This is a genomic window from Bradyrhizobium sp. BWC-3-1 (assembly GCF_032917965.1).
Lineage (GTDB): Bacteria > Pseudomonadota > Alphaproteobacteria > Rhizobiales > Xanthobacteraceae > Bradyrhizobium > Bradyrhizobium canariense_D.
In genome coordinates, this window is the sequence record NZ_CP136625.1 from 2,726,370 (window position 1) to 2,747,413 (window position 21,044).

The following is a 21,044-nucleotide window of genomic DNA, read 5'->3' on the forward strand; positions in this document are numbered from 1 at the left end:
TCGCGGCGGCCGTCAGGCCACGCCGCTGTCGATCGCCAGCCGCACCAGCTCGACAGAGGTTTTCACCCCGAGCTTCTGGCGCATGATGGACGAGGTGTTGGCGACAGTCTTGTAGGACGACTGCACCAGCCAGGCGATCTCGGATAGGCTCTTTCCGGCGCTGAGCAGCCGCAAAATCTCCATCTCGCGCGCGTTCAGCTTCGACAGCGGGCTTTGCGCCAGCGCGGGTCCCGCAAAGGCGATGCTGCGCGCGATCGCGCTCGGCAGATAGGTGCCGCCGCCGCCGACGGTGCGAATCGCCTCGACGAGATCGTCGGGGTCACCGGTCTTGGAGACATAGCCCTTGGCGCCGCACTCGATCGCCCGCGCGGCAAAAGCAGGGTCGTCGTTCATGCTGAACATGATGATCCGGGCCTCGGGCGCGCGCTCGAGGATGCGGCGCGCGAGCTCGAAGCCGGACACGGTCGGCAGGTTGATGTCGATGATCGAGAGGTCGGGGCGCTCGACGATGAAGACGCACTCGCCGTCTTCGGCGTCGGCGGCCTCCAAAATCTCGATCTCGCCCTCGTCCGCCAGCACGGCACGGCAGCCGGAGGCGACGATGGGATGATCGTCGACGATCAAAATGCGCATAGGCGTTCCTCGCGACAGCGTCTTGGCCTGTTTCGCGCCCGGCCGGGATTGCTGTACGCTTTCGATTAGATATCGGGCGCTTCGCCTCTGTCAACGTTATCGGACAAGGGGCAGGCCAATCCTTCGCGGGGGCACGGGCGATACCAATGTGGCAAAATCTATCCTTGCGCGGGCGCATCAACCTGCTGCTGGCGCTGCTGCTGGCGCTGGGACTCGCCGTGAATATCGGCCGCCAGGTCGCGGAAGCCGGGCCGCGCGTGCAGGCCGAGGACCAGAGCGTGATCCGGCTCGCGCGCGAATTCATCGAGATGATCGTTGCGGATCTCAACGAGGCGCCCGATCCGGATGCCAGGCTGAACCAGATCGCACGCGACCTCAGCCGCCTGCGCCATGTCAGCATCGCGCTTCGGGACGAAGCCGGCCGTCCGCTGACGCAGCCCCGGACCGACGCCGATGACGACACCCGCGCGCCGCCGGCCTGGTTCGTCAGCCTGGTTCATCCCGAGCAGACCGCGGTGAGCGTGCCCGTCTCGATCCATGGCAAGCCGGGTTCGCTGCTGATCACCTCCCATCCCGATGACGAGATCGCCGAGATCTGGGACGCCATCGTGACCCAGCTCGAGGTCGGCTCGGTGATCGCGCTGGCGCTATTCCTGGTGATGATGAATGTGATCGGCCGGGCATTGGCGCCGCTCCAATCCCTTGCGGACGTGATGGCCGAGCTCGAAGACGGGCGTTATCAGGCGCGCGTCGCGCCGGGCGGCGCGCCGGAACTCGCCGCGATCTGCACCAAGCTCAACCATCTTGCGGCAACGCTCAGTGACGCCATCGAGGACAAGCGGCGCCTCGCCGAGCGAACGGTGTCGCTCCAGGACGTCGAGCGCAAGGAGATCGCGCGCGAGCTCCATGACGAGTTCGGGCCATACTTGTTCTCGCTACGCGCGCATGCCAGCGCGCTGGCGAAGCAGGCGGACGGACGCGCCCCGAATGCGGAGGCCGTGCGAAAACACGGCAGTGCCATGCTGGAGCAGATCAACGCGCTTCAGCAGTTCAATCGCCGCGTGCTGGAGCGCCTCCGGCCAGTCGGCCTGGCCGAGTTCGGCCTGCGCCAGGCGCTGGAATCGCTGTCGCGGCTGTGGCGGGAGTCGCATCCCGATGTCACCATCGAGACCGTGATCTCGCCGGCGCTTGGCGTCACCGGGGAGACCGCCGACCTCACCATCTACCGCATCGTGCAGGAGGCGCTCACCAACGTGTTCCGCCACGCCGGCGCGACCTCGGTTAACGTCGTCATCGAGCCGGTGGCGGAGGCGGCAAGCGACGGCCGCAGCTGTGCCCGGGTGCGGGTCAGCGACAATGGCCGCGGCATGGAGCCCGGCCAAAAGCTCGGCTTCGGGCTCGTCGGCATGCGCGAGCGGATTCTCGCGCTGGGCGGCACGCTCAACGTCGTCTCGGGTGACGGTGGTCTGACCGTAGAGGCCCTGGTCCCGACAGCAGCGGCCTGATCGCGTCGGGAAAAATTCCCGATTTGGTCGGGAAAATTGGTGCGATACGGCCCGACCTTTTGTGGCTGGCGCACGCATTCCTGCCGATTACACTCGTCTCGACCAACCGGGGGAAGATCAAAACAGTCGGTGGTCACGGATGGGAAGGCTGGGATGGGCGATCGTGTTTGGTTCAAGCGTTTTCGGTTCAAGCCTATTGGGTTCAAGCCTCTTGGGTTCAATCGTCGTTTGTTGATCGCCTTGGTTTCGACCGGGCTGCTCTCCGTCTTCGCGATCCCCGCGGGGGCCGCGCAGGACGAGGAAACCAACGTCCAGAACCTGCCGCCGGTCGAGGTGACGGCGCCGCCGCGGTCAACGGCGCGGCGCACCGCGTCATCGCGTCCGGTCGCGCACATCGGAGCGCCGTCATCCGCCAGCCCCAAGACGCGCCTCTACGTCTATCCGACCGCGCCGGGTACCGGCGGAGGTCTTGACGTCGACAAGGTCCCCTCGGCGATCAACGCCGTCGACGCCAGCCAGATCAAGCGCACCGGCTCGCTGAACATCACCGACGCGCTTCGCGACAACATCGCCGGCGTCAACATCAGCGAGGTTACCGGCAATCCATTTCAGCCGGATGTCGAATTCCGCGGCTTCGTTGCCTCGCCGGTGACGGGCACGCCGCAAGGCCTCGCTGTGTATCAGAACGGGGTTCGCATCAACGAGGCCTTCTCCGACGCCGTCAACTGGGACCTGATCCCGACCGCGGCGATCCGGTCGGTGACGCTCGTGACCAACAATCCCGCCTTCGGCCTCAACGCGCTGGGCGGCGCGATCAATTTGCAAATGAAGGACGGTTTTACCTATCAGGGCTCGGAGCTTGATCTCATGGGCGGCTCGTTCGGCCGCATTCAGGGCTCGGCGCAATGGGGTAAGACGGTCGACAAGAACTACGGCGTCTATGCCGCGCTCGAAGGCCTGCACGACAACGGCTTCCGCAATTTCTCCCAATCGGACGTGCGGCGCTTCTACGGCGACGTCGGTTACAAGGCGGGCGACAGCGAATTCCACGCCAACATGGGCGTCGCCAAGAACGATTTCGGCGCCAACGCCACCGTTCCCGCCGAGCTGCTCGACAAATATTGGGGCGCGACCTACACGACCCCGCAGACCACTTCCAACCGCGTCGGCTATCTCAACCTGACGGGCAAGGTCGATGCGACGCCGACCTGGACGCTCGAAGGCACCGCGCATGTGCGCAGGTACGAGCAGAAGCTCGTCGACGGCAATCCGACCGACGCGCAGGAATGCACTGACCCGGGGCTCGCTGGGCTTCTTTGCTTCGGCGACGGCGCCACACCGGCAAACGGCGTGAACGGCCTGCCGCTTGCCAATCCTTTCGCGTCCGGGACCATCCTCGGCGAGATCGACCGGAGCTCGATACGTTCGACCACCTTCGGCGTGTCGGGGCAGGCCACCAACACCGACCAGCTGTTCGGCCACGACAACCGCTTCGTGATGGGCGCGACCTATGACGCCAGTGTCACGCGCTATAACGCCACCGCCGAAATCGGCACGATCGGAGAAAGCTACGTCGTCAGCGGCGGCGGCCTCTTCCTGGGGCCGACTGGCGTACCTGATACCGTTGCCGGCCCTGTCTCGCTGCGGACCGTCAATCAATATAACGGCCTCTACGCAATGGACACGTTCAATATCACGGACGCCTTCGCCGTCACCGGCGGCGGCCGGTTCAACGTCGCGCGCATCACGCTGGAGGATCAGCTCGGGACCGATCTCAACGGCGATCACACCTTCACCCGCTTCAATCCGGTAATCGGCGGCACCTACAAGATCACGCCGGAGCTGACGGCCTACGCCGGCTATTCCGAGGCCAACCGCGTTCCGACGCCGCTCGAGCTCGGCTGCTCGGATCCAGCCCGTCCCTGTCTGATTGCCGCGTTTCTCGTCTCCGATCCGCCATTGAAGCAGGTCGTGTCCAAGACCGTGGAAGCGGGCCTGCGCGGCAGCAGGGAGCTGAACATCGGCACGCTCGGCTGGAAAATCGGCGGCTTCCGCGCCACCAATTACGACGACATCGTCGCCGTTCCCGCAGTCGGCCGCACCGGCTTCGGCTATTTCTCCAACGTCGGCCGTACCAGGCGTCAGGGGCTCGAAGCTGAGGTCAACATCAAGTCGCCCACGCTTCAGTTTCAGGCGAGCTACGCTTTCGTCGACGCACGCTATCTCGACGCTTTCGCGCTCGGTTCCGAAAGCCCGTTCAGGGATACTGTCACCGAGACCATTCAGGTGCTACCCGGCAACCAGCTCCCCGCGATCCCGCGCCATCGCGTCAAGGTCGGCATCGACTATGCCGTCACCGACGTGTGGAAGGTTGGCGGCAACGCGCTGTTCGTCTCCAGCCAATATCTGGTCGGCGACGAGTCCAACCAATATACGAAGCTGCCGTCCTACACCGTGTTCAACTTGCACACGTCCTACCAGGTAACCAAGAACGTCCAGCTCTACGGCAAGATCGACAATATCTTCGACAGGCGCTACGCGACCTACGGACAGTTCTTCGACCGCGAAGCCGTGCCCAACTTCACCAATGGCGGTGCCGAGTTCACCGACCCGCGCTCGCTCAGTCCGGCAAGGCCGCGTGCGTTCTATGCGGGGATGCGGGTGACGTTCTGATCTTGGCTCGGTAAGCCCGGGTTGGCGCCGCCCGGCATGGCGTGTCACGCCGGCTCTGCTCTACCTGAAGCCGATTGACTCATTGTTCATGTTTTGTTCTTATGCTGCTCGTCCAGCCAAGGGAGCGAGCCATGGACAACCGCATCAACGAAATCCGCAGGATCATCAGGGCGTTACGCGTCAGCATGCGTGAGGCCGAGGCGATCATGCATGAGCAGATCAACAGGGACGAGGACTGCAGCTTCGTCGCAGGCGAAGTCATGAAGATGCGCACGGTAATGAGCGGGCTCGTTCAGGAGCGGGCCGCGCTCGGAGACACCGACCCGATCGTCGTCGCCAGCCTGTTCGTTCCCCGCCGTCGGCCGATGCCATCGCGCGTCGGGGTTGAGAAGCGCAGCCTTGTTCCGCCGCGAAAGATGGCACGAGCATGAAGGGGGAGAGGCCGACCTACTTCTCCGACATGCAGGAGCCGCCGGAATTTCTGAAGGCGCTTCATCATGCGCGGCGCCTGTCCTGCCTCGAGGGTTGGTGCCGCATGCACATCGAGGCCATCCAGGTTGCGATTGATCAGTACGCGGAGGCGGCTCTCGGTAACCGGGAGTTCTTCCTCAATAAGCCGCACAGCATCGGTGGAAGTCGCAGCGGCGGCGACGTGCCGTGACAGCGGTGCGTGTCAGCGTATCGACCTTTTGACATCTCCGATGATCCCGCCCGCCGGCGAAGCTTGGCGTCGCGTTGTTTTTACCGATCGGAAACCATAGCGAATGATCCTAAAATTGTAACGAAACTGTTCGGCTGTCTCTGCGTCGGTTCGTCGGAGGGCCCGTCCGATGACAGAGCACCAGTTGAGAGAGCAGGAATTCCAGATCGCGCGGTACCGGCATTTGGAGCGCGAAGTGACCGATCCACTTGCCGCCTGTCTGCTTCACAGCATCATTGAAGACCTGGAGGCCGAGCTGCGCAGGAATAGCCCGGATTGGCACGGGCCGCGCGATTAACGCTTTGTTAGCGCTGATCGTGTCGATATGCGCGAGGAAATACCAGGGGAGACTGCTCCCATGTTGAAGGACGGCACCTACGCCGCCTGGTACAAGACGCCGCTCGATCAGGGGACCGGGATCGTCCATATCGCAGACGGACAGATCTGGGGCTGCGACAGCCTGATGACCTATCACGGCTCTTGCAAGGTCGACGGCGATCGCTTCACCGCCACCGTGTCGACGAAGCGCCATACCGACGGACGCGCAACCGTGTTCGGCGTCGACGATGAGCTCACGCTGGACATCGAGGGAAACTGCCCGGGCAAGGTGGCGACCTACACGGCGACGGCAGCGCAAGCGCCGGGAATGATCCTCCAGGGTACGCTGATTCTGACGGAACAGCAGGCGCCCGCACCTGAACGAACCGGGCAGATGCCGCCGTTCAATCCCGACAAGCTGCCAAAGTTGCCGAAGCGCTCGCGCTGATCGCGGAAGCCCGCGCGCCACCGCGGCGGAAGGACCTCATGTCTGCTCCCGACCCAGGCAGACATTCCGCAATCCAGGCTCGCCAAGCAACGAGAACGGTCCCGTCGTTGGTCATGGCAACACCGAGCCAATTCATCCGCGCTGGATTCCCGCCGTCATCAAGCGATCACTGCGAATACGAAAGCTGATCTTCCGTGACGACTCGCTCGATTTTCTCCGACTTGCACTTGATGCGGTATCGGAGACGTCCATCGGACTCGATGGGCATATGCTGGACGATGGTGTAAATCATCGGTGGCTCAGTTGCGGCACGTCCTTGTGGGCCTTGGGGCTGGTGGCGAACGTCTTCATTCAGCTTGTAGGCATACGACATATATCTACCTCGAATTCACGGTGGCTCTGACGCGGGTCAGTCATTGTATCCCTGGCAGGACAGGCGCTTGGTCAAGCGGAAGAGGTTACCACAGTCTGATGCGGTCAAACCGCGTCATAAGTCAGTCGTTCTCTTGCTTGACCGGTGCAGACAGACAATCGCCCAGAGCGGAGCGGCGATGGCTGCAGCATACGCCATATTTGCGAAGTTTGGTCGTAATTTCCGAGCGGTATATGGCATTCTGTGAGCCTACGGGCCCTCGTATCGAGGGAACTGACAACTTCCTTGCCGGATTGGGCTGGAATTCGAATGACGGTGGGGCTGGTATTTCGGCTTTGGGGTAGCTCTGCCGACGATCGCCCTAGCCCCTTTCGGACAACTTTGTCGCATTCCGCAATCCTGCATCCTCGGCCCTCGGCTCGCCCGCTTCTCAAACGACCCGCGATTCGCCATGGTGCCACCGAAAGAGCATCACCCCGGAGCACGATCAATGTCGGACAAGGTCTCGCGTCGCCAGTTCGCCACGCTGGCGGGATTGTCCGCAGCCGGAATCGCCAATCCTCTCGAGGTCGCGGACGCCAAGCCCGCATCGCCGCCGCGAAACGTGGACGGTTTCCCCGCGGGCTTCGTCTGGGGCACGGCGACCTCGTCCTATCAGGTCGAGGGCGCGGTCAACGAGGACGGGCGAGGGGCCTCGATCTGGGACAAGTTCGTCCGCATCCCCGGCAAGATCGAGGATGGCTCGACCGGCGACCGCGCCAACGAGCACTATCACCGCTACAAGGAGGACATCGCGCTCATCAGGGAGCTCGGCTGCAAGGCCTATCGCTTCTCGGTGGCCTGGCCGCGGCTGTTTCCGGACGGCGACGGCAAGCCCAACCCGAAGGGACTCGATTTCTACAACCGCCTGGTCGACGAACTCCTCAAGAACGGCATCGAGCCGTGGCTGACGCTCTATCATTGGGACCTGCCGCAATCGCTCCAGGACCGGTTTGGCGGCTGGCGGTCGACGGAGACCTGCAAGATCTTCGGTGATTACGCGGCCTATGTCGCCGAGCACCTGACCGATCGCGTCAAGAACGTATTCACACTGAACGAGAGCGGTCGCTTCGTCTATTTCGGCTACGGCATCGGCATCGACGCGCCCGGCGTGACGCTGCCACAAGCCGAGGTCAACCAGATCAGGCACAACAGCGCGCTCGCGCACGGGCTTGCGGTGCAGGCGGTACGCGCCCATGGCCGCCGTGGCACCAGGGTGGGGCCGGCGGAGAACATCGATGCCTGTGCCCCCGCGATCGACACGCCGGAGAACGTCCGCGCCGCAGAGATCGCGCTGCGCGAAATGAACGCCGGCTATCTCAACGTCATCATGACGGGCCAGTACACCGACGCCTTCCTGAATTTCGCCGGGCGCGACGCGCCGAAATACACGGATGCGGAGCTGAAGATCATCTCCTCGCCGGTCGATTTCCTCGGCCTCAACATCTACGCGCCGCAGAACTATGTGGTGGCCTCCGACCAGGGCGCGGGCTTCATGCCGCTGCCGATCCCGAAATCCTTCCCGCACATGAATTCGGACTGGCTGCGCGTCGGCCCCGAGACGATCTACTGGGTGCCCAAGCTGGCGGCAAAGATCTGGAAAACGGACGCGATTTATATCAGCGAGAACGGCACCTCCGGCGACGACGTCGTGACGCCCGACGGCAAGATCTACGACACCGACCGCATCATGTATTTGCGCAACTACCTGGCCCAGCTCCAGCGCGCCACCGCCGAAGGCGTGCCGGTGCGCGGCTATTTCCTCTGGAGCCTGATGGACAATTTCGAATGGGTATTTGGGCTCAACAAGCGCTTTGGGCTCTACCACGTCAATTTCGATACGCAGGTGCGTACGCCGAAACTCAGCGCCAGCTTCTATCGCAACGTGATCGCGAAGAACGCAGCGGGGGTTTGATTGCTCTCCCTCGCCCCGCTCTTGCGGAAGGGCGACGAGCTTGGCTCGCGTTGAGAGGGCGGGGTGAGGCGGTTCCGCCAGCGCGCATTGACTCCCTTGGCCCGCTGATTCAAAACGCTTCCAACCGTTCAACAAGAGGATAATGCCAATGATCGACGCACTCATCATCGATGCCTGCCGGACCCCGCGGGGCGTTGGCAAGGCCGGCAAGGGGGCGCTCTCGGGCATTCATCCGCAGCAGCTGGGAGCAACCGTGCTGCGCGCGCTCGCGACGCGCACCGGCATCGACACCGCCGACGTCGACGACGTCATCTGGGGCTGCAGCGCGCAGGTCGCAACGCAAGGCGGCGATCTCGGCCGCATGTCGGCGCTGGACGCCGGCTACGACGTGCGCGCGAGTGCCGTAACGCTCGACCGCTTCTGCGGCTCCGGCATCACCGCCGTCAACATGGCCGCAAGCTCGATCATGTCGGGCACGGAGGACCTCGTCGTCGCCGGCGGCTGCGAGATGATGTCGATGGAAGGACGCCGCGGCGGCGGTCCGATGATGATGGACAACGGCAATCTGCGCCTGCGAGCGCGGCATCCGCAGTCGCATCAGGGCGTCTGCGCCGACGCGATCGCGACGCTGGAAGGCATCACGCGAAGGGACGTCGACGCGCTGGGCCTCGAAAGCCAGAAGCGTGCCGCGCATGCGATCGCGAACGGCCACTTCAAGAAGAGCCTTGTGCCGGTGCATCGCGAGGACGGCAGCCTCGCGCTCGACCATGAAGAATATCCGCGGCCGCAGACCACGATGGAAGGGCTGAGCGCTTTGAAGCCCGCATTCCCCGCTGTCGCCGACCATGCGCTCGACGACAAGGGCACGACCTATCGCGGCCTGATCCTGCAGAAATACCCCGACCTCGAGATCGACTTCATGCACCACGCCGGCAACTCGTCCGGCGTCGTCGACGGCGCCGCCGCGATCCTTCTGGCTTCGCCCGCTTACGCCAGGGCGCACGGCCTGAAGCCGCGCGCCCGCGTCGTCGCGATGGCGAATATGGGGGACTCGCCGACGCTGATGCTGAACGCGCCGGTGCCGGCGACGCGCAAGGTGTTGGCGAAGGCGGGGCTGACCATCGACGACATCGACCTGTTCGAGATCAACGAGGCCTTTGCCGTGGTTGCGGAAAAATACATCCGCGACCTCAAGCTCGACCGCGCCAGGGTCAACGTCAATGGCGGCTCGATCGCACTCGGCCATCCCATCGGCGCCACCGGCTCGATCCTGATCGGCACCATGCTCGACGAGCTCGAACGGCGCGACTTGAAGCGCGGTCTCGTCACCATGTGCGCGGCCGGTGGCATGGCCCCGGCCGTCATCATCGAACGTATCTAGCACGAGCGAAGCTCGTCGCGCTCCCTAGAAATAAGGGAGAGAAAGTACCCGCGATCGCCACATCACGACGATCTAGGCTTGTTTTCCAGGGTGAATCGCGACCGGACTCCGACAAAGAGGCCGGTCATCGCTTGTCGAAAGCATCGAATCAGCTTTAGCAAGGCTGCGTGCGGGCCTTTGAAACAAGGTAAAATCCGCTGCCTGAGGCCTCTCCCGCTCCGGAAGTGGCTAAAAAGCAGGGTTTTTTGCCACAGAGGGCCAAAAAAGCCCGTAAAACCCCGACAAAACTGTGCAGAAGGCTATAGGCCTTCACCGGTTGGTCTAATATGCAGCCGTTAACGAATCAGAGGAGACACGATGGCCACCCAAATGTCGAAATCGCAGCTGATCGAAAAGATCGCGACCACCACCGAGCTTTCCAAGCGTGACGTCAAGAGCGTCATGGAGACGCTGACCGACGTCGGTCACAAGGAGCTCAAGAAGAACGGCCTGTTCCTGGTGCCGGGCTTCGCCAAGTTCGTGGTCATCAAGAAGCCCGCGACCAAGGCGCGCAAGGGCACCAACCCGTTCACGGGCGAAGAGATGATGTTCAAGGCCAAACCGGCCCGGAAGATCGTTCGCGCCCGCCCGGTCAAGGCCGCCAAGGACGCCGTGGGCTAACAAGGCGAAGGCCCCCTCGAGCGAGGGGGCCTTTTGTTCGGGGCTGTCGCGAGGACTTGAGACGGAGGGCTCAACCCTTGCGGCGCTTCGCCCGGACCGGGGCCGGCTGAAGCCGCGGTCCCGGCATCGCCAGCGCATCGCGAACCCCGTCGATGGCGCGATCCAGCAACTGGCGCAGCCGCTGCGTCGTCCGCGATCGCTTCGCTCTTTCCAGCAATTTCTTCATGGCATTCACTCCGCCGCTTCGACCTTGGCATCGGCTTGGGCCTCGGCCGGCTCGAGCGCCGCGGCGATGGCTTCGTCGACGCGCTCCAGCCAGATGAATTCGAGGTTGTCCCGCGCGCTCTGCGGGATGTCGTCGTAATCCCGCTTGTTGCGCGCCGGCAGCATCACCCGCTTCAGGCCCGCGGCCGCGGCTGCCACCACCTTCTCCTTGATGCCACCGACCGGCAGCACCAGGCCGCGCAGCGAGATCTCGCCGGTCATGGCGGTGTCGCTGCGCACCGTGCGATTGGTGAGCAGGGACGTCAGCGCCGTGAACATCGCAACGCCCGCGCTCGGTCCGTCCTTCGGGGTCGCGCCTGCCGGCACGTGAACGTGGATGTCGCTCTTTTCGAACAGCTGCGGATCGATGCCGAGCTGCGTGGCCTTGCTCTTCACCAGCGTCATCGCAGCCTGCACGCTCTCGCGCATGACCTCGCCGAGCTGGCCGGTCAGGATCATGCCGCCGCGGCCTGATACCCGCGAGGCCTCGATGAACAGGATGTCGCCGCCGACCGGCGTCCAGGCCAGGCCAGTGGCCACGCCTGGAATGCTGGTGCGCTGCGCGATCTCGCCTTCGAAGCGCGGCTGGCCGAGCACAGTGCCGATGTCCTTTGGCGTCACGACGATCTTGGCAGCCGTGCCCTCGGCGACCTGCACGGCAGCATGGCGGAACAGCTTTCCGATCTCCCGCTCCAGGTTACGCACGCCGGCTTCGCGGGTGTAGCCCTTGACCACCAGCTTCAGCGCCTCCGGCTCGATCTCGGCTTGCTCCGGCGTCAAGCCGTTGGCCTCGAGCTGCCGCCGCACCAGATAGCGCCGCGCGATCTCCAGCTTCTCATCCTCGGTGTAGCCGGCGAGGCTGATCAGCTCCATGCGGTCCAGCAACGGACCCGGGATCTGGTCCAGCATGTTTGCGGTCGCGATGAACACCACGCGCGACAGGTCGAAGGGCACGCCCAGGTAATTGTCCCGGAATGTCCCGTTCTGCTCGGGGTCGAGCACCTCCAGCATCGCGGCGGAAGGATCGCCCTGCACGCCGCGGCCCATCTTGTCGATCTCGTCCAGCATCATGACGCAGTTCCGGGCGCCGGCCTTCTTGATGCCCTGGATGATGTTGCCGGGCAGCGCGCCGATATAGGTGCGCCGGTGGCCGCGGATCTCGGCCTCGTCATGCACGCCGCCGAGGCTGACGCGCACGAAGGGACGGTCCATCGCGCGTGCGATGGACTGGCCGAGCGAGGTCTTGCCGACGCCGGGCGGTCCGATGAAGCACAGGATCGGCGCCTTGCCCTGCGGCGCCAGCTTGCGCACCGCCAGATATTCGATGATCCGGCTCTTGATCTTCTCCAGGCCAAAGTGATCGGCGTCGAGGATGCGGCGCGCTTCCTTGATGTCGATCGGCTTCTCCGCGGGCAGTGCCCACGGCAGCTCGATCAGCCAGTCCAGGTAAGTGCGGACCATGCCGGCCTCGCCGGCGGCCTCCGGCATGCGCTCGTAGCGGCGCAGCTCCTTCTTCGCATGTGCATCGGCCTCGGGCGGCATGTTGGCCTTGGCGATGGCAGCCGTCAGCTCGGCCACCTCGGCCGCCTTGCCGTCGCCTTCGCCGAGCTGGCGCTGAATGGTCGCCATCTGCTCGCGCAGGATCGCTTCGCGCTGCCGCTCGTCGAAGCTGGCGCGGGTCTGCTGGCCGATCTCGTTGCTGATGCGCAGCACCTCCAGCCGTTCGGCCAGATGCTTCGACACCTTCTCGACACGCAGAGCGAGGTCGATGGTCTCCAGCACCTCCTGCTTGTCCTGCGGCTTGATGTCCATGAACGAGGTCGCCAGGTCCGCCAGCGCGCCGGGCGCCGTGGTGCCCTGGAACATCGCGACCAGTTCGGGCGGCGCCTGCGGCAGCAGCTCGATCGCCTCGATGGCCTGGCGCTGCAGGTTCAGCCCGCGGGCCTCGATCTCGGGCGTGCTGGTGGTCGGCTCCGGAATCTGCTGGATCCGCGCGGCCGGGAACGGCGTCCCCGGCAGGAAGTCGAGGATGCGCGCGCGCTGCACGCCCTGGCAGACGATGTGATGGGTGCCGTCGGGCGCGGTGATGTAGCGCACGATGTTGGCGATGGTCGCGACCCGATAGAGGTCGTCCGGTCCGGGCTCCTCGGTCTCGGGGCTGCGTTGCAGGACGATGCCGACCGGTCGCTGCTCGCGCAGCGCCTGTTGCGCGGCGGCGACCGACTTCGGCCGTGCGATCGCGATCGGCGCGATGGCGCCGGGGAACAGCACCATTTCGCGCACGGGAATGATGATCAGCGCGTCTTCGGGAATCTTCACGTCGGAATTGCTCTGGGGATTGGTCGGTGCGGTATTCATTGGTTCGGTGGCCATGATCGACCTCAGGATTTGGCGAGGCGCAGCGCGACGCAGCCGTCCATCACGAAGCGGCTGATGGCGTAACGGCCAACGGGCAATGCAATGCGGCGCTCAAAACGCCCCTGCGGCAGTTCGAGCCGGTGGATGCGGGCGTTGCGAAGCTCTGGCGGAAGGGTGCGCTGGCCGGAGATGACGAGCACGCCGTCATGGATGACAGTCTCGACATTGTCGGGATTGACGCCGGGAAGCGCGACCAGGATCAGGAGCTCATGCTCGGTTTCGAGCACGTCGATCGGCGGCTCCCAGCAGGCTTCCTGCCGGCCGAACTGCTGGCGCAGCCGTTCGGCGCGGGTCAGCGAGTCCAAGGCTTCGGACAGCATCCAGTCGAGGGGATTTTTGGGTTGCATGATGCGGGCTCGGCGGGTGAGGAACGCTGAATATGGGGCCGGTTCCCGAGAATTCCAGCCCGGCTGCGCGCAGGTGCCATGCGGATCGTGCGATCCGAAAACAAGCGCCGCGGCCTTCCGGGCCGCGGCGTTCCGTCGTCACCCTATGTGTGCCTCAGGCCGCCTGGCGGTATTCCTCTTCCGCCTCGAGGTTGATCACGGAGGTGGCGAGCTCGGTCAGGGCGTGATCGGTCGCCTCTTCCTCGTCCAGCGTCGCCTGCAGCAGCTTTGCCGCGTCCTGCATGCCGAGCTCCTCGGCCCAGGTGCGCAGCGTGCCGTAGCGGGAGATTTCGTAGTGCTCGACCGCCTGCGCGGCTGCGAGCAGGCCGGCGTCGAGCGCAGGCGCGTTCTTGAACTCCTTCATGATCTCGGCACCTTCGTCGGTGATGCCGTTGATCGCTTCGCAAGGCTTGCCGCGGGCCGGCTTGCCCAGCATCTTAAAGATCTGGTCCAGACGTTTGACCTGGCCCTGGGTCTCGCGCAGATGCTTGTTGAAAGCCGCCGCGAGCTCCTTCGAGTTGGCAGCCTTGGCCATCTTGGGCAGGGTCTTGATGATCTTGTTCTCGGCGAAATAGATGTCCTTGAGCGTCTCCAGGAATAGGTCGCTCAACATCTTCGGCGCCTGACGGGCGCGGCCCGTCGACGATTTCTTGCTTGTGCGCTTCTTTGCTCGTTTTGCCATACATCCTCCTCTTGAGGTGACGCGCGAAGGCATCGCCTTCCGCAATCCTCAGGCGATCAAAAGCTTTCGGAGAACGAAAGTTCCAAACTGCAGCCTGCGCTCAGGTCGGGCGCTTGTAGGGATCTTCCTGCCGCTGCCGCGCCTCGGTGTTGCGGTCGAGCTGCGCGCGCTCGCGGCGCCGCAGGCGCCCCGCCTTCGCCACGCCGTAGACGAGGACCGCACCGAGCACGAAGGCACCGATGAACCAGAGCCAGAGCAGGTTGCCCGAAAGGTGACCCAGCAACATTCCAATTCCACTGTCACTCATTGTGCATCTCCGGTGATTTTCAAAGCGGTTCTATCGGGCTAAGTCAGTCCGCCAGCCATCGTTCCTGCGTCCAGGGAGCCCACCGAGACATGATCGACTTCACCCTGTCCGCGTTCGTGACGCTGCTGCTCGTGGTCGATCCGGTGGGCCTTGCGCCGGCCTTCCTCGCTGCGACCGGAGGCATGCCCGACAAGACCATGCGCACCATCGCGCTGCGTGCGCCGCTGATTGCGGCGTCGATCCTGGTGGTGATCGCCCTGATCGGAAACTGGCTGCTGCGCCAGCTCGGGATCGGCATCCCCGCCTTCCAGATCGCCGGCGGGCTGCTGCTGTTCGGCGTGTCCTACCAGATGATCTTCGGCGACCGTCCGCATCGCGAGGCCCGCGAGGCCGATAAGGCAACCTCGGAGCATGCCTCCGACGTCGCGGTATTCCCGCTGGCGATCCCGATGATGGCCGGTCCCGGCGCGATCGCGACCACGCTGCTCCTGACCGGCGATGCCGGCTACGGGCCGAGGCTCCCGATCATCATCGCGGTCGTCCTCGCCGTGTGCCTGCTCTGCATGCTCTGCTTTGTCTCCGCGAACATGATCGCGCGGAGCCTCGGGCGCACCGGCAACGCCGTCCTCTCGCGCGTGCTCGGCATGCTGCTCGCGGCCTATTCGGTGCAGTTCGTGATCAACGGCTTCGCTGCTGTCCGGGCGAGCTTGCCGTAGAGCTGCGACAATCTGTTAATGCGTTGATTTTCATGTTTATTCCATGATGCCATGAGGCGGTTAGCGGGATCGCGCGCGATCCGGTCCGCTTTCTCTTGCGCTGCCATATTGCTTGACGTACTCCCCGTCTGACAGGCGCCCATCGTCAGGAAATCGAGATGTCGATGACAGCGGACGAGCTCGACAAGAGACAGGCCATCATCGGCGCCTGCCGCCGCATGAATGCGCTCGGCATCAACCAGGGCACCTCGGGCAATATCAGCGTCCGGCATGTGGACGGGCTTCTGGTCACCCCGACCAGCGTGCCCTACGACGCCATGACGCCGGACCAGATCGTGTTCATGACGATGGACGGATCGCACGCGCCCGATCAGAGGCCGTCCAGCGAGTGGCGCTTCCACCTCGACATCCTGAAGGCCCGGCCAGACGTCGACGCCGTCGTCCACGCCCATCCGACCTATTGCACCATCCTGGCGATCATGGGCCTGGAGATCCCGCCCGTGCACTACATGATTGCAGCCGCCGGCGGCGACAGCATCCGCTGCGCGCCCTATGCCACCTTCGGAACGGCGGAGCTGTCCGAACATGCCGTGCGGGCGCTGGAGGGCCGGCTTGCCTGCCTGCTCGACCATCACGGCATGATCGCAATCGGCAAGTCGCTGGACAAGGCGATGTGGCTCGCCGTCGAGGTCGAGACGCTGGCGCGGCAATATCACGGCTGTCTCCAGATCGGAGAGCCGCCGCTGCTGTCGAGCGCCGAGATCGAGCGGGTCCGCCAGCGCATGTCCGGTTACGGCATGTCGGAAGAGTAGGGCGGACAGAACGTGTTCCTGCGGATCAGACATCTCGCCGACCGCAAGGGGACGAACCGCATCATGGTTCGGCTGCGGGCGCTGCTGCGCAGCAACGAATTCTATCTGATCCCGCTGGCGCTGGTGATCGGCACGCTCGCCGGCGCCATCGTGACGCTGATGGCCGAGATTGCGCAGATTGCCCATATGGTGATCTACGGCATTCCCATCGACGTCCGCCTGTCCGCCAATACCAGCGTCAGTCCCTGGGCCGCGCTGATCGCGCCCGCGCTGGGCGGGTTGGTGCTTGGTATAATGGAGTGGTGGCGGCGACGGCTCAAGCTCTCCAGCGCGGTCGATCCGATCGAGGCGAACGCGCTGCGCGGCGGCAATCTGTCGATGCGCGACAGCGTGGTGGTGTCCAGCCAGACGCTGATCTCGAACGGCTGCGGCGCCTCCGTCGGCCTCGAGGCCGGCTATACCCAGATCGGCTCGGGTATCGCCTCGTTGCTCGGCAAGTTCTTCAATCTGCGCCGCAACGATCTGCGCCTGATCGTCGGCTGCGGTGCCGCTGCGGCGATCGCGGCGGCCTTCGGTGCACCGATCACGGGCGCCTTCTACGCCTGCGAGCTGATCGTCGGCGTCTACTCGGTCGGCAGCGCGGCGCCGATCCTCGCCGCCTCGCTCGCGGGCGCCCTGACCGCGCAATGGCTCGGCGGCGCGCCATACTCGCTCGAAATACCCAAGGTCAGCGCCGTCGGCGTCGAGCAATATCTGGCGCTGATCGGTCTCGCGCTCGTCACCAGCGGTGTCGGCATCGCCGTGATGCGCTCGTCCTCGATGTTCGAGCGCCTGTTCAAATGGCTGCCGGTCTGGTTGCGCCCGGTGATCGGCGGCCTCATCGTCGGCGGTTTTGCGATCGTCACGCCGCAGGTGCTGGCGGCCGGCCACGGCGCAATGGTGCTCGATCTCTTTCACGACATGACGATCGGCCTGATCGCGCTGATCATCGCCTTGAAGGTGACGGCCTGCCTGATCTCGCTCGCCTCCGGTTTCCGCGGCGGCCTGTTCTTTGCCTCGCTGTTCGTGGGCAGCCTGATCGGAAAGTTCTTCTCCGCGGTGCTGCTCTTGATCAGCCCGAACTTCGTGATCGATCCGCTGGTCGCGATGCTGACGGGCATGGCGACGCTGGGCGTCGCCATCGTCGGCGGTCCCTTGACCATGTCGTTCCTCGTGCTCGAGATGACCCGCAACGTCGACGTTACCGCCGTGGTGCTCGCCGGCTGCATCGTCACCTCGATCTGCGTCCGCTTCATGTTCGGGCACTCCTTCTCGACCTGGCGCCTGCATCTGCGCGGCGAGACCATCCGCAGCGCCAACGACGTCGGCTGGCTGCGCAACCTCACCGTCGAGCGGCTGATGCGCTCAGATGTTGGCAAGGTGCCGTCGACCACGACGATCGCCGCGGTCCGCCGCGAATTCGCGCTGGGCTCGCGGCCCGGGATCGTCATCGTCAACAATGCGGACGAATATGTCGGCCTTGTCCTGCTGCCCGACCTGTTCTCGGGCGACCTCGACACCATCGCCGACGAAATCCAGGTGATCGAGCTCGCGCGCCTGACCGAGATCGTGCTGATCCCGGAAATGAACGTGAAGTCGGCGATGGCGGTGTTCGACGAGGCGGAGGCCGAGATGCTGGCGGTGGTCGATTCCACCGACAGCCGCAAGGTGGTCGGCTTCCTTACCGAGACCTTCGCCCGCCGCCGCTATGTCGAGGAGATCGACAAGGCGACGCGCGGCGTACTCGGCGCGCTGTCGTAAGGTCACGCGGAAGCGGGACGGCGTGCGTCATGCGCCGCCGTCCGCGCCTGCTATCGGCCTGGCTGCAAGGGAGCAGCGACGACGCTAGCCACGATCCGGCGGACCAGTGGCAGCACCATCAGCAGCGTCGGAAAGGCGACGAGCCATGACAGCGCCCAGGCGCCCGGCCAGGTCGCGAGGAACGCCGGCGTTGCGCCGAGGCTTCGAAGGGTTGAAATGACCGACACCACGGCTGTCATGAGGATGGACAGCACAAATGGCATCACGATCGACGCATAGCGCGCCGGCAGTTTGCGAACCGCAATCATCTGGTTTCTCTTGGAATAAGACGCGTCAGTCACGGTGAACCCAAGAATGGCATCGATCCCGACGGCGTCGGTTGATGCGTTGGTTCACGTAAAACGCTTACGGCGACCGAAAGACGGTGCGCCTGTTCATTATCCGCTCATGTTGGATGGTTCAAGCTGGATCTGGACGTTCGATCTACAATCGTTCAACGCGTGGCAGATGCCGCGATCACGAAACCATTTCAGTGGTTTGGACGTTTAGTCTTGTTTGATTATGTCGCTTCGAGCGAGAACAGGAAGGTCAAGATGAATAAAGGACCGATGATTTCCGCAGCCGGCCGCAGCGTTGGGCTGGCAGCTTTCGCAAGTCTTGTTCTGATGACGGCCCCGATCACCCCTTCGGCTGCCAACTCGCCCGCGCCCACCAAAGCCGCTGCCACGGGCTCGGTCGCTCCGGCTGCCACCGATTTCAGCGCGGCTCGCCGCCACCACTATTATCGGCGAGGTCCGAACGCTGCAGGCCTCGCTTTCATGGGCGTGGCGGCAGGTCTGATCGGCGGCGCGATCGCAGAGAGCAGGCGCCAGGAGTACTACGAGGACCGCTATAATTACGGTCCCGGTCCTTACTACGGCGGCCAGAGATATTACGGCGGCGGTCCCTACTATGGTCCGCGTGGCTATTATCAGCCGTATTAGGCGCCTGTCCTCGCCGCAGTCTCGTTCTCGCCAATGGGCGGTGTTTTGCACCGCCCCTTGTTGCTTCTGCGCGAGGCGTCTCATTGCGCGACCTGTGTCGCGGGCGCGTCAATCCCCTCCAGAAAAAATATTCCGCTTTACCGAAATTCGGAAACGGCGTATGTGTCGCCCATCCTGGCTCATCCTTGAGGGGCGATCTTGTGGTCGTCATGTTCGCGAGCCGGGCTTGCGGTGGACGCGGCAGCGTTCGGGTGCGAGAGGCCAAGGGCAGGGCGGATTGCTCTCCGTGAGCCCAAGGCTGCGTGCCGACGAGCGGCGCTGCTAGGCTTCGTCTCGTCTGTAAGTTTCCGGCTCCGTCGACAGGGCTGGGAAAACTGCGGCGAAATGGCGAGCCGTGCGTACGGCAAAACCGTGTGGTCCTGGCGTCCAGTCATTTCGGGCAGTCGAGGAAAACTAAAAAATGTCGACCAATGAAGGGCTTATGGATCGGTGCCCGGTGCTGCGTCCGGCCCGAAATCGCCGGGCCCTATTAGGCCCTAGTTTCACAGCTGCCGTGTCAAGCGAGAGTTGGGGCTGCGCCCGCGCGAGGTGTGACCCGGCTGGACTGCGCCCGGTCGGCCGGCGGGTCGCGGCGCGGCCCTGCTGGATGCGATGGCCGGGCTTGCCCCTGCGCTGGCAGCGCGCTGTGGGGGCCTCCCTGCGGTCTTCCTGTGGCCCGACACTGACGCCTGACGGCGTGGCCCGTCGCCCGCGGCTCGCCCCGTCCCAGTTGGTGGCCGAACGTTGATCCTGGTCAAGTACTGCAATCGGCTGCCGCTGGATGGATTGCAGAGCTGGGGAAGTAAACATGGAATTCCCACACTGGCTTATGATCGGCGGCGCTTTGCTCGTGTTCGTCGGGTTAGTCGGCGCTGCGCTTCAAAGAAGACCAGCGGCAGCCAACCCGTCAGAAAGTAAGGTAGCCGATGAGCGCCCGGCGGCGCCCCTGCCCAAGTCGCTCAACCGTGCGGCTCGTTCGCTATCCGGGGAAGCCTCCCCCGTAGAAAACCGAGCGTCCCGGCCTTCGCAGATCGAGTAATCGCAATCGTCATGCGACCACACGATGATGCCCAGCGACCTCCCGCGTGCGAGAACTGCGAGCGCGAAATGACGCTGCTCGGAAGATTGTCAGAGATCGGAATTCATAAAGCCGTGCGCGTGTACAGATGCCTGCCTTGCCAGCGCATTGCCACAACGCACGACTGAGGCAGCGGCTGGCAAACTGGCCCGGCTTGCCCCGGTGTGTCTGCAGCCCGGCGCTGGCGGGCTTCTGTACGGCCTTCCCGGGCCTCCGCTGAGGTGGCCCGGCTCCTGTGGTTGGCCGAATGAAGGGCCTACTTTTTCTGCTCTGTGGTGGTCGTCGTGACAGCCGGGGTGCCGTCGCGAGCGTCCCGCCGCTCGTCGCGCCCGGTGCGCCGTTCCTGACGCCGCTCAGTGCGTCCCGTGCGGCGTTCCTGTCGGCGCTCTGTTCGCCCGCTGCGCCGCTCCTGACGGCGTTCTGTGCCTGACTTCGGCGCGTCCGCTGGCGGCGTCGTAGGCGCGGCGGCTGGCGCGGTGGTTTGGGCAACAGCCTCTGAGGCTGCAAAAATTGAGGACGAAGCCACAAGCCCGAACATCCCTGCGTATCCAAGGAAAGTGAGTGCGTTGCGACGACAGACCTGTTTCGGCTCCGACATCTTCAAGCTCCCGGTTTGCTGGCCCGCTGATCAGTCATTTACGTGGTTGGCTTCTAGCCACTCTGGAATTCCCTCCGACGGAATTGACGCTCTTGGCAGGTGCGGGATGATGGTGCCTGCAGTGACAATCAATCCTTCGGTGAATCTGGCTCGCGCAAAATCCCGGGCCTGTGCTTCGGTGACAAACGTCTTCGTTAAGCGCGGATGTCGCCGTCTTAGCAGCGTGCCGTCCATCGGCACTTCAAAGGTGACATACCACGTGTACTTCATACCGCGCGGCCGCTGCCCGTCATCGGTCGCTATCCTCCGGGCCGAG

22 protein-coding genes are annotated in these 21,044 nt (G+C 64.3%); 14 read left to right on the plus strand and 8 right to left on the minus strand.

Annotated features, from left to right (window positions below; all coding sequences use genetic code 11):
- Positions 1-12 precede the first annotated feature (12 nt).
- A complete protein-coding gene (locus RX329_RS13140) occupies positions 13-633 on the minus strand; it encodes a response regulator transcription factor (protein WP_018460280.1) in 621 nt (206 codons plus the stop codon).
- A 146-nt stretch (positions 634-779) separates the two neighbouring features.
- Between RX329_RS13140 and RX329_RS13145 the strand changes: the two genes are divergently transcribed.
- The 9 genes from RX329_RS13145 to RX329_RS13185 all read left to right on the plus strand — a co-directional run bounded on the left by RX329_RS13145 (position 780) and on the right by RX329_RS13185 (position 10,645).
- Positions 780-2,138, plus strand: a complete 1,359-nt coding sequence (locus RX329_RS13145; protein ID WP_026233990.1) for a histidine kinase — start codon at positions 780-782, stop codon at positions 2,136-2,138.
- A gap of 153 nt (positions 2,139-2,291) precedes the next feature.
- Positions 2,292-4,811, plus strand: coding sequence for a TonB-dependent receptor (locus RX329_RS13150; RefSeq protein ID WP_244561271.1), 2,520 nt, complete (start codon positions 2,292-2,294; stop codon positions 4,809-4,811).
- Between the two features lie 131 nt (positions 4,812-4,942).
- The gene (locus tag RX329_RS13155; protein WP_085384859.1) at positions 4,943-5,242 is read left to right on the plus strand and encodes a hypothetical protein; all 300 of its coding nucleotides are present in this window, start codon (positions 4,943-4,945) and stop codon (positions 5,240-5,242) included.
- On the plus strand, positions 5,239-5,472 hold the full coding sequence (locus tag RX329_RS13160; RefSeq protein WP_018460276.1) for a hypothetical protein: 234 nt from the start codon (positions 5,239-5,241) through the stop codon (positions 5,470-5,472). The genes RX329_RS13155 and RX329_RS13160 overlap by 4 nt, the downstream gene beginning before the upstream one ends.
- Before the next feature lie 169 nt (positions 5,473-5,641).
- Entirely contained in the window at positions 5,642-5,809 is a 168-nt protein-coding gene (locus tag RX329_RS13165; protein ID WP_007601419.1) for a hypothetical protein, read from the plus strand.
- A 60-nt stretch (positions 5,810-5,869) separates the two neighbouring features.
- Positions 5,870-6,277, plus strand: coding sequence for a hypothetical protein (locus tag RX329_RS13170; RefSeq protein WP_018460275.1), 408 nt, complete (start codon positions 5,870-5,872; stop codon positions 6,275-6,277).
- A gap of 863 nt (positions 6,278-7,140) precedes the next feature.
- On the plus strand, positions 7,141-8,604 hold the full coding sequence (locus RX329_RS13175; RefSeq protein ID WP_085361044.1) for a GH1 family beta-glucosidase: 1,464 nt from the start codon (positions 7,141-7,143) through the stop codon (positions 8,602-8,604).
- A gap of 148 nt (positions 8,605-8,752) precedes the next feature.
- Positions 8,753-9,985, plus strand: a complete 1,233-nt coding sequence (locus RX329_RS13180; RefSeq protein ID WP_085350582.1) for an acetyl-CoA C-acetyltransferase — start codon at positions 8,753-8,755, stop codon at positions 9,983-9,985.
- 357 nt (positions 9,986-10,342) lie between these two features.
- Entirely contained in the window at positions 10,343-10,645 is a 303-nt protein-coding gene (locus RX329_RS13185; protein WP_007601427.1) for an HU family DNA-binding protein, read from the plus strand.
- Positions 10,646-10,715: 70 nt separating this feature from the next.
- On the opposite strand, the gene RX329_RS13190 is transcribed toward RX329_RS13185, so the two are convergent.
- The 5 genes from RX329_RS13190 to RX329_RS13210 all read right to left on the minus strand — a co-directional run bounded on the left by RX329_RS13190 (position 10,716) and on the right by RX329_RS13210 (position 14,702).
- A complete protein-coding gene (locus RX329_RS13190) occupies positions 10,716-10,871 on the minus strand; it encodes a hypothetical protein (protein WP_162847267.1) in 156 nt (51 codons plus the stop codon).
- A 5-nt stretch (positions 10,872-10,876) separates the two neighbouring features.
- Positions 10,877-13,282, minus strand: coding sequence for an endopeptidase La (lon, locus tag RX329_RS13195; protein ID WP_085350583.1), 2,406 nt, complete (start codon positions 13,280-13,282; stop codon positions 10,877-10,879).
- A gap of 8 nt (positions 13,283-13,290) precedes the next feature.
- Positions 13,291-13,674, minus strand: a complete 384-nt coding sequence (locus RX329_RS13200) for an Hsp20/alpha crystallin family protein (RefSeq protein WP_007601432.1) — start codon at positions 13,672-13,674, stop codon at positions 13,291-13,293.
- A 154-nt stretch (positions 13,675-13,828) separates the two neighbouring features.
- Positions 13,829-14,395: a ferritin-like domain-containing protein gene (locus tag RX329_RS13205; protein ID WP_085384836.1), complete on the minus strand. Its 567-nt coding sequence runs from the start codon at positions 14,393-14,395 to the stop codon at positions 13,829-13,831.
- Between the two features lie 100 nt (positions 14,396-14,495).
- Positions 14,496-14,702 (minus strand): hypothetical protein, encoded by a 207-nt coding sequence (locus RX329_RS13210; protein ID WP_007601434.1) that lies wholly within the window; start codon positions 14,700-14,702, stop codon positions 14,496-14,498.
- An 89-nt stretch (positions 14,703-14,791) separates the two neighbouring features.
- Between RX329_RS13210 and RX329_RS13215 the strand changes: the two genes are divergently transcribed.
- The 3 genes from RX329_RS13215 (at position 14,792) to RX329_RS13225 (ending at position 18,030) form a co-directional block, all read left to right on the plus strand.
- Positions 14,792-15,418 (plus strand): MarC family protein, encoded by a 627-nt coding sequence (locus tag RX329_RS13215; RefSeq protein ID WP_085350584.1) that lies wholly within the window; start codon positions 14,792-14,794, stop codon positions 15,416-15,418.
- Positions 15,419-15,576: 158 nt separating this feature from the next.
- Positions 15,577-16,230: a class II aldolase/adducin family protein gene (locus RX329_RS13220; RefSeq protein WP_201263222.1), complete on the plus strand. Its 654-nt coding sequence runs from the start codon at positions 15,577-15,579 to the stop codon at positions 16,228-16,230.
- A gap of 12 nt (positions 16,231-16,242) precedes the next feature.
- Positions 16,243-18,030 (plus strand): chloride channel protein, encoded by a 1,788-nt coding sequence (locus tag RX329_RS13225; protein WP_085361046.1) that lies wholly within the window; start codon positions 16,243-16,245, stop codon positions 18,028-18,030.
- A gap of 50 nt (positions 18,031-18,080) precedes the next feature.
- Here the strand turns inward: RX329_RS13225 and RX329_RS13230 are convergent, their stop codons facing one another.
- Positions 18,081-18,338 carry a DUF2798 domain-containing protein gene (locus tag RX329_RS13230; RefSeq protein WP_085350586.1) on the minus strand — a complete coding sequence of 86 codons (258 nt, stop codon included), beginning with the start codon at positions 18,336-18,338 and terminating at the stop codon, positions 18,081-18,083.
- 285 nt (positions 18,339-18,623) lie between these two features.
- Between RX329_RS13230 and RX329_RS13235 the strand changes: the two genes are divergently transcribed.
- Both RX329_RS13235 and RX329_RS13240 read left to right on the plus strand, forming a co-directional pair.
- A complete protein-coding gene (locus RX329_RS13235; protein WP_317245907.1) occupies positions 18,624-19,013 on the plus strand; it encodes a hypothetical protein in 390 nt (129 codons plus the stop codon).
- A 1,364-nt stretch (positions 19,014-20,377) separates the two neighbouring features.
- Positions 20,378-20,560, plus strand: coding sequence for a hypothetical protein (locus tag RX329_RS13240; protein WP_317245908.1), 183 nt, complete (start codon positions 20,378-20,380; stop codon positions 20,558-20,560).
- A 198-nt stretch (positions 20,561-20,758) separates the two neighbouring features.
- On the opposite strand, the gene RX329_RS13245 is transcribed toward RX329_RS13240, so the two are convergent.
- Positions 20,759-20,998, minus strand: a complete 240-nt coding sequence (locus tag RX329_RS13245; protein ID WP_317245909.1) for a hypothetical protein — start codon at positions 20,996-20,998, stop codon at positions 20,759-20,761.
- Positions 20,999-21,044 lie beyond the last annotated feature (46 nt).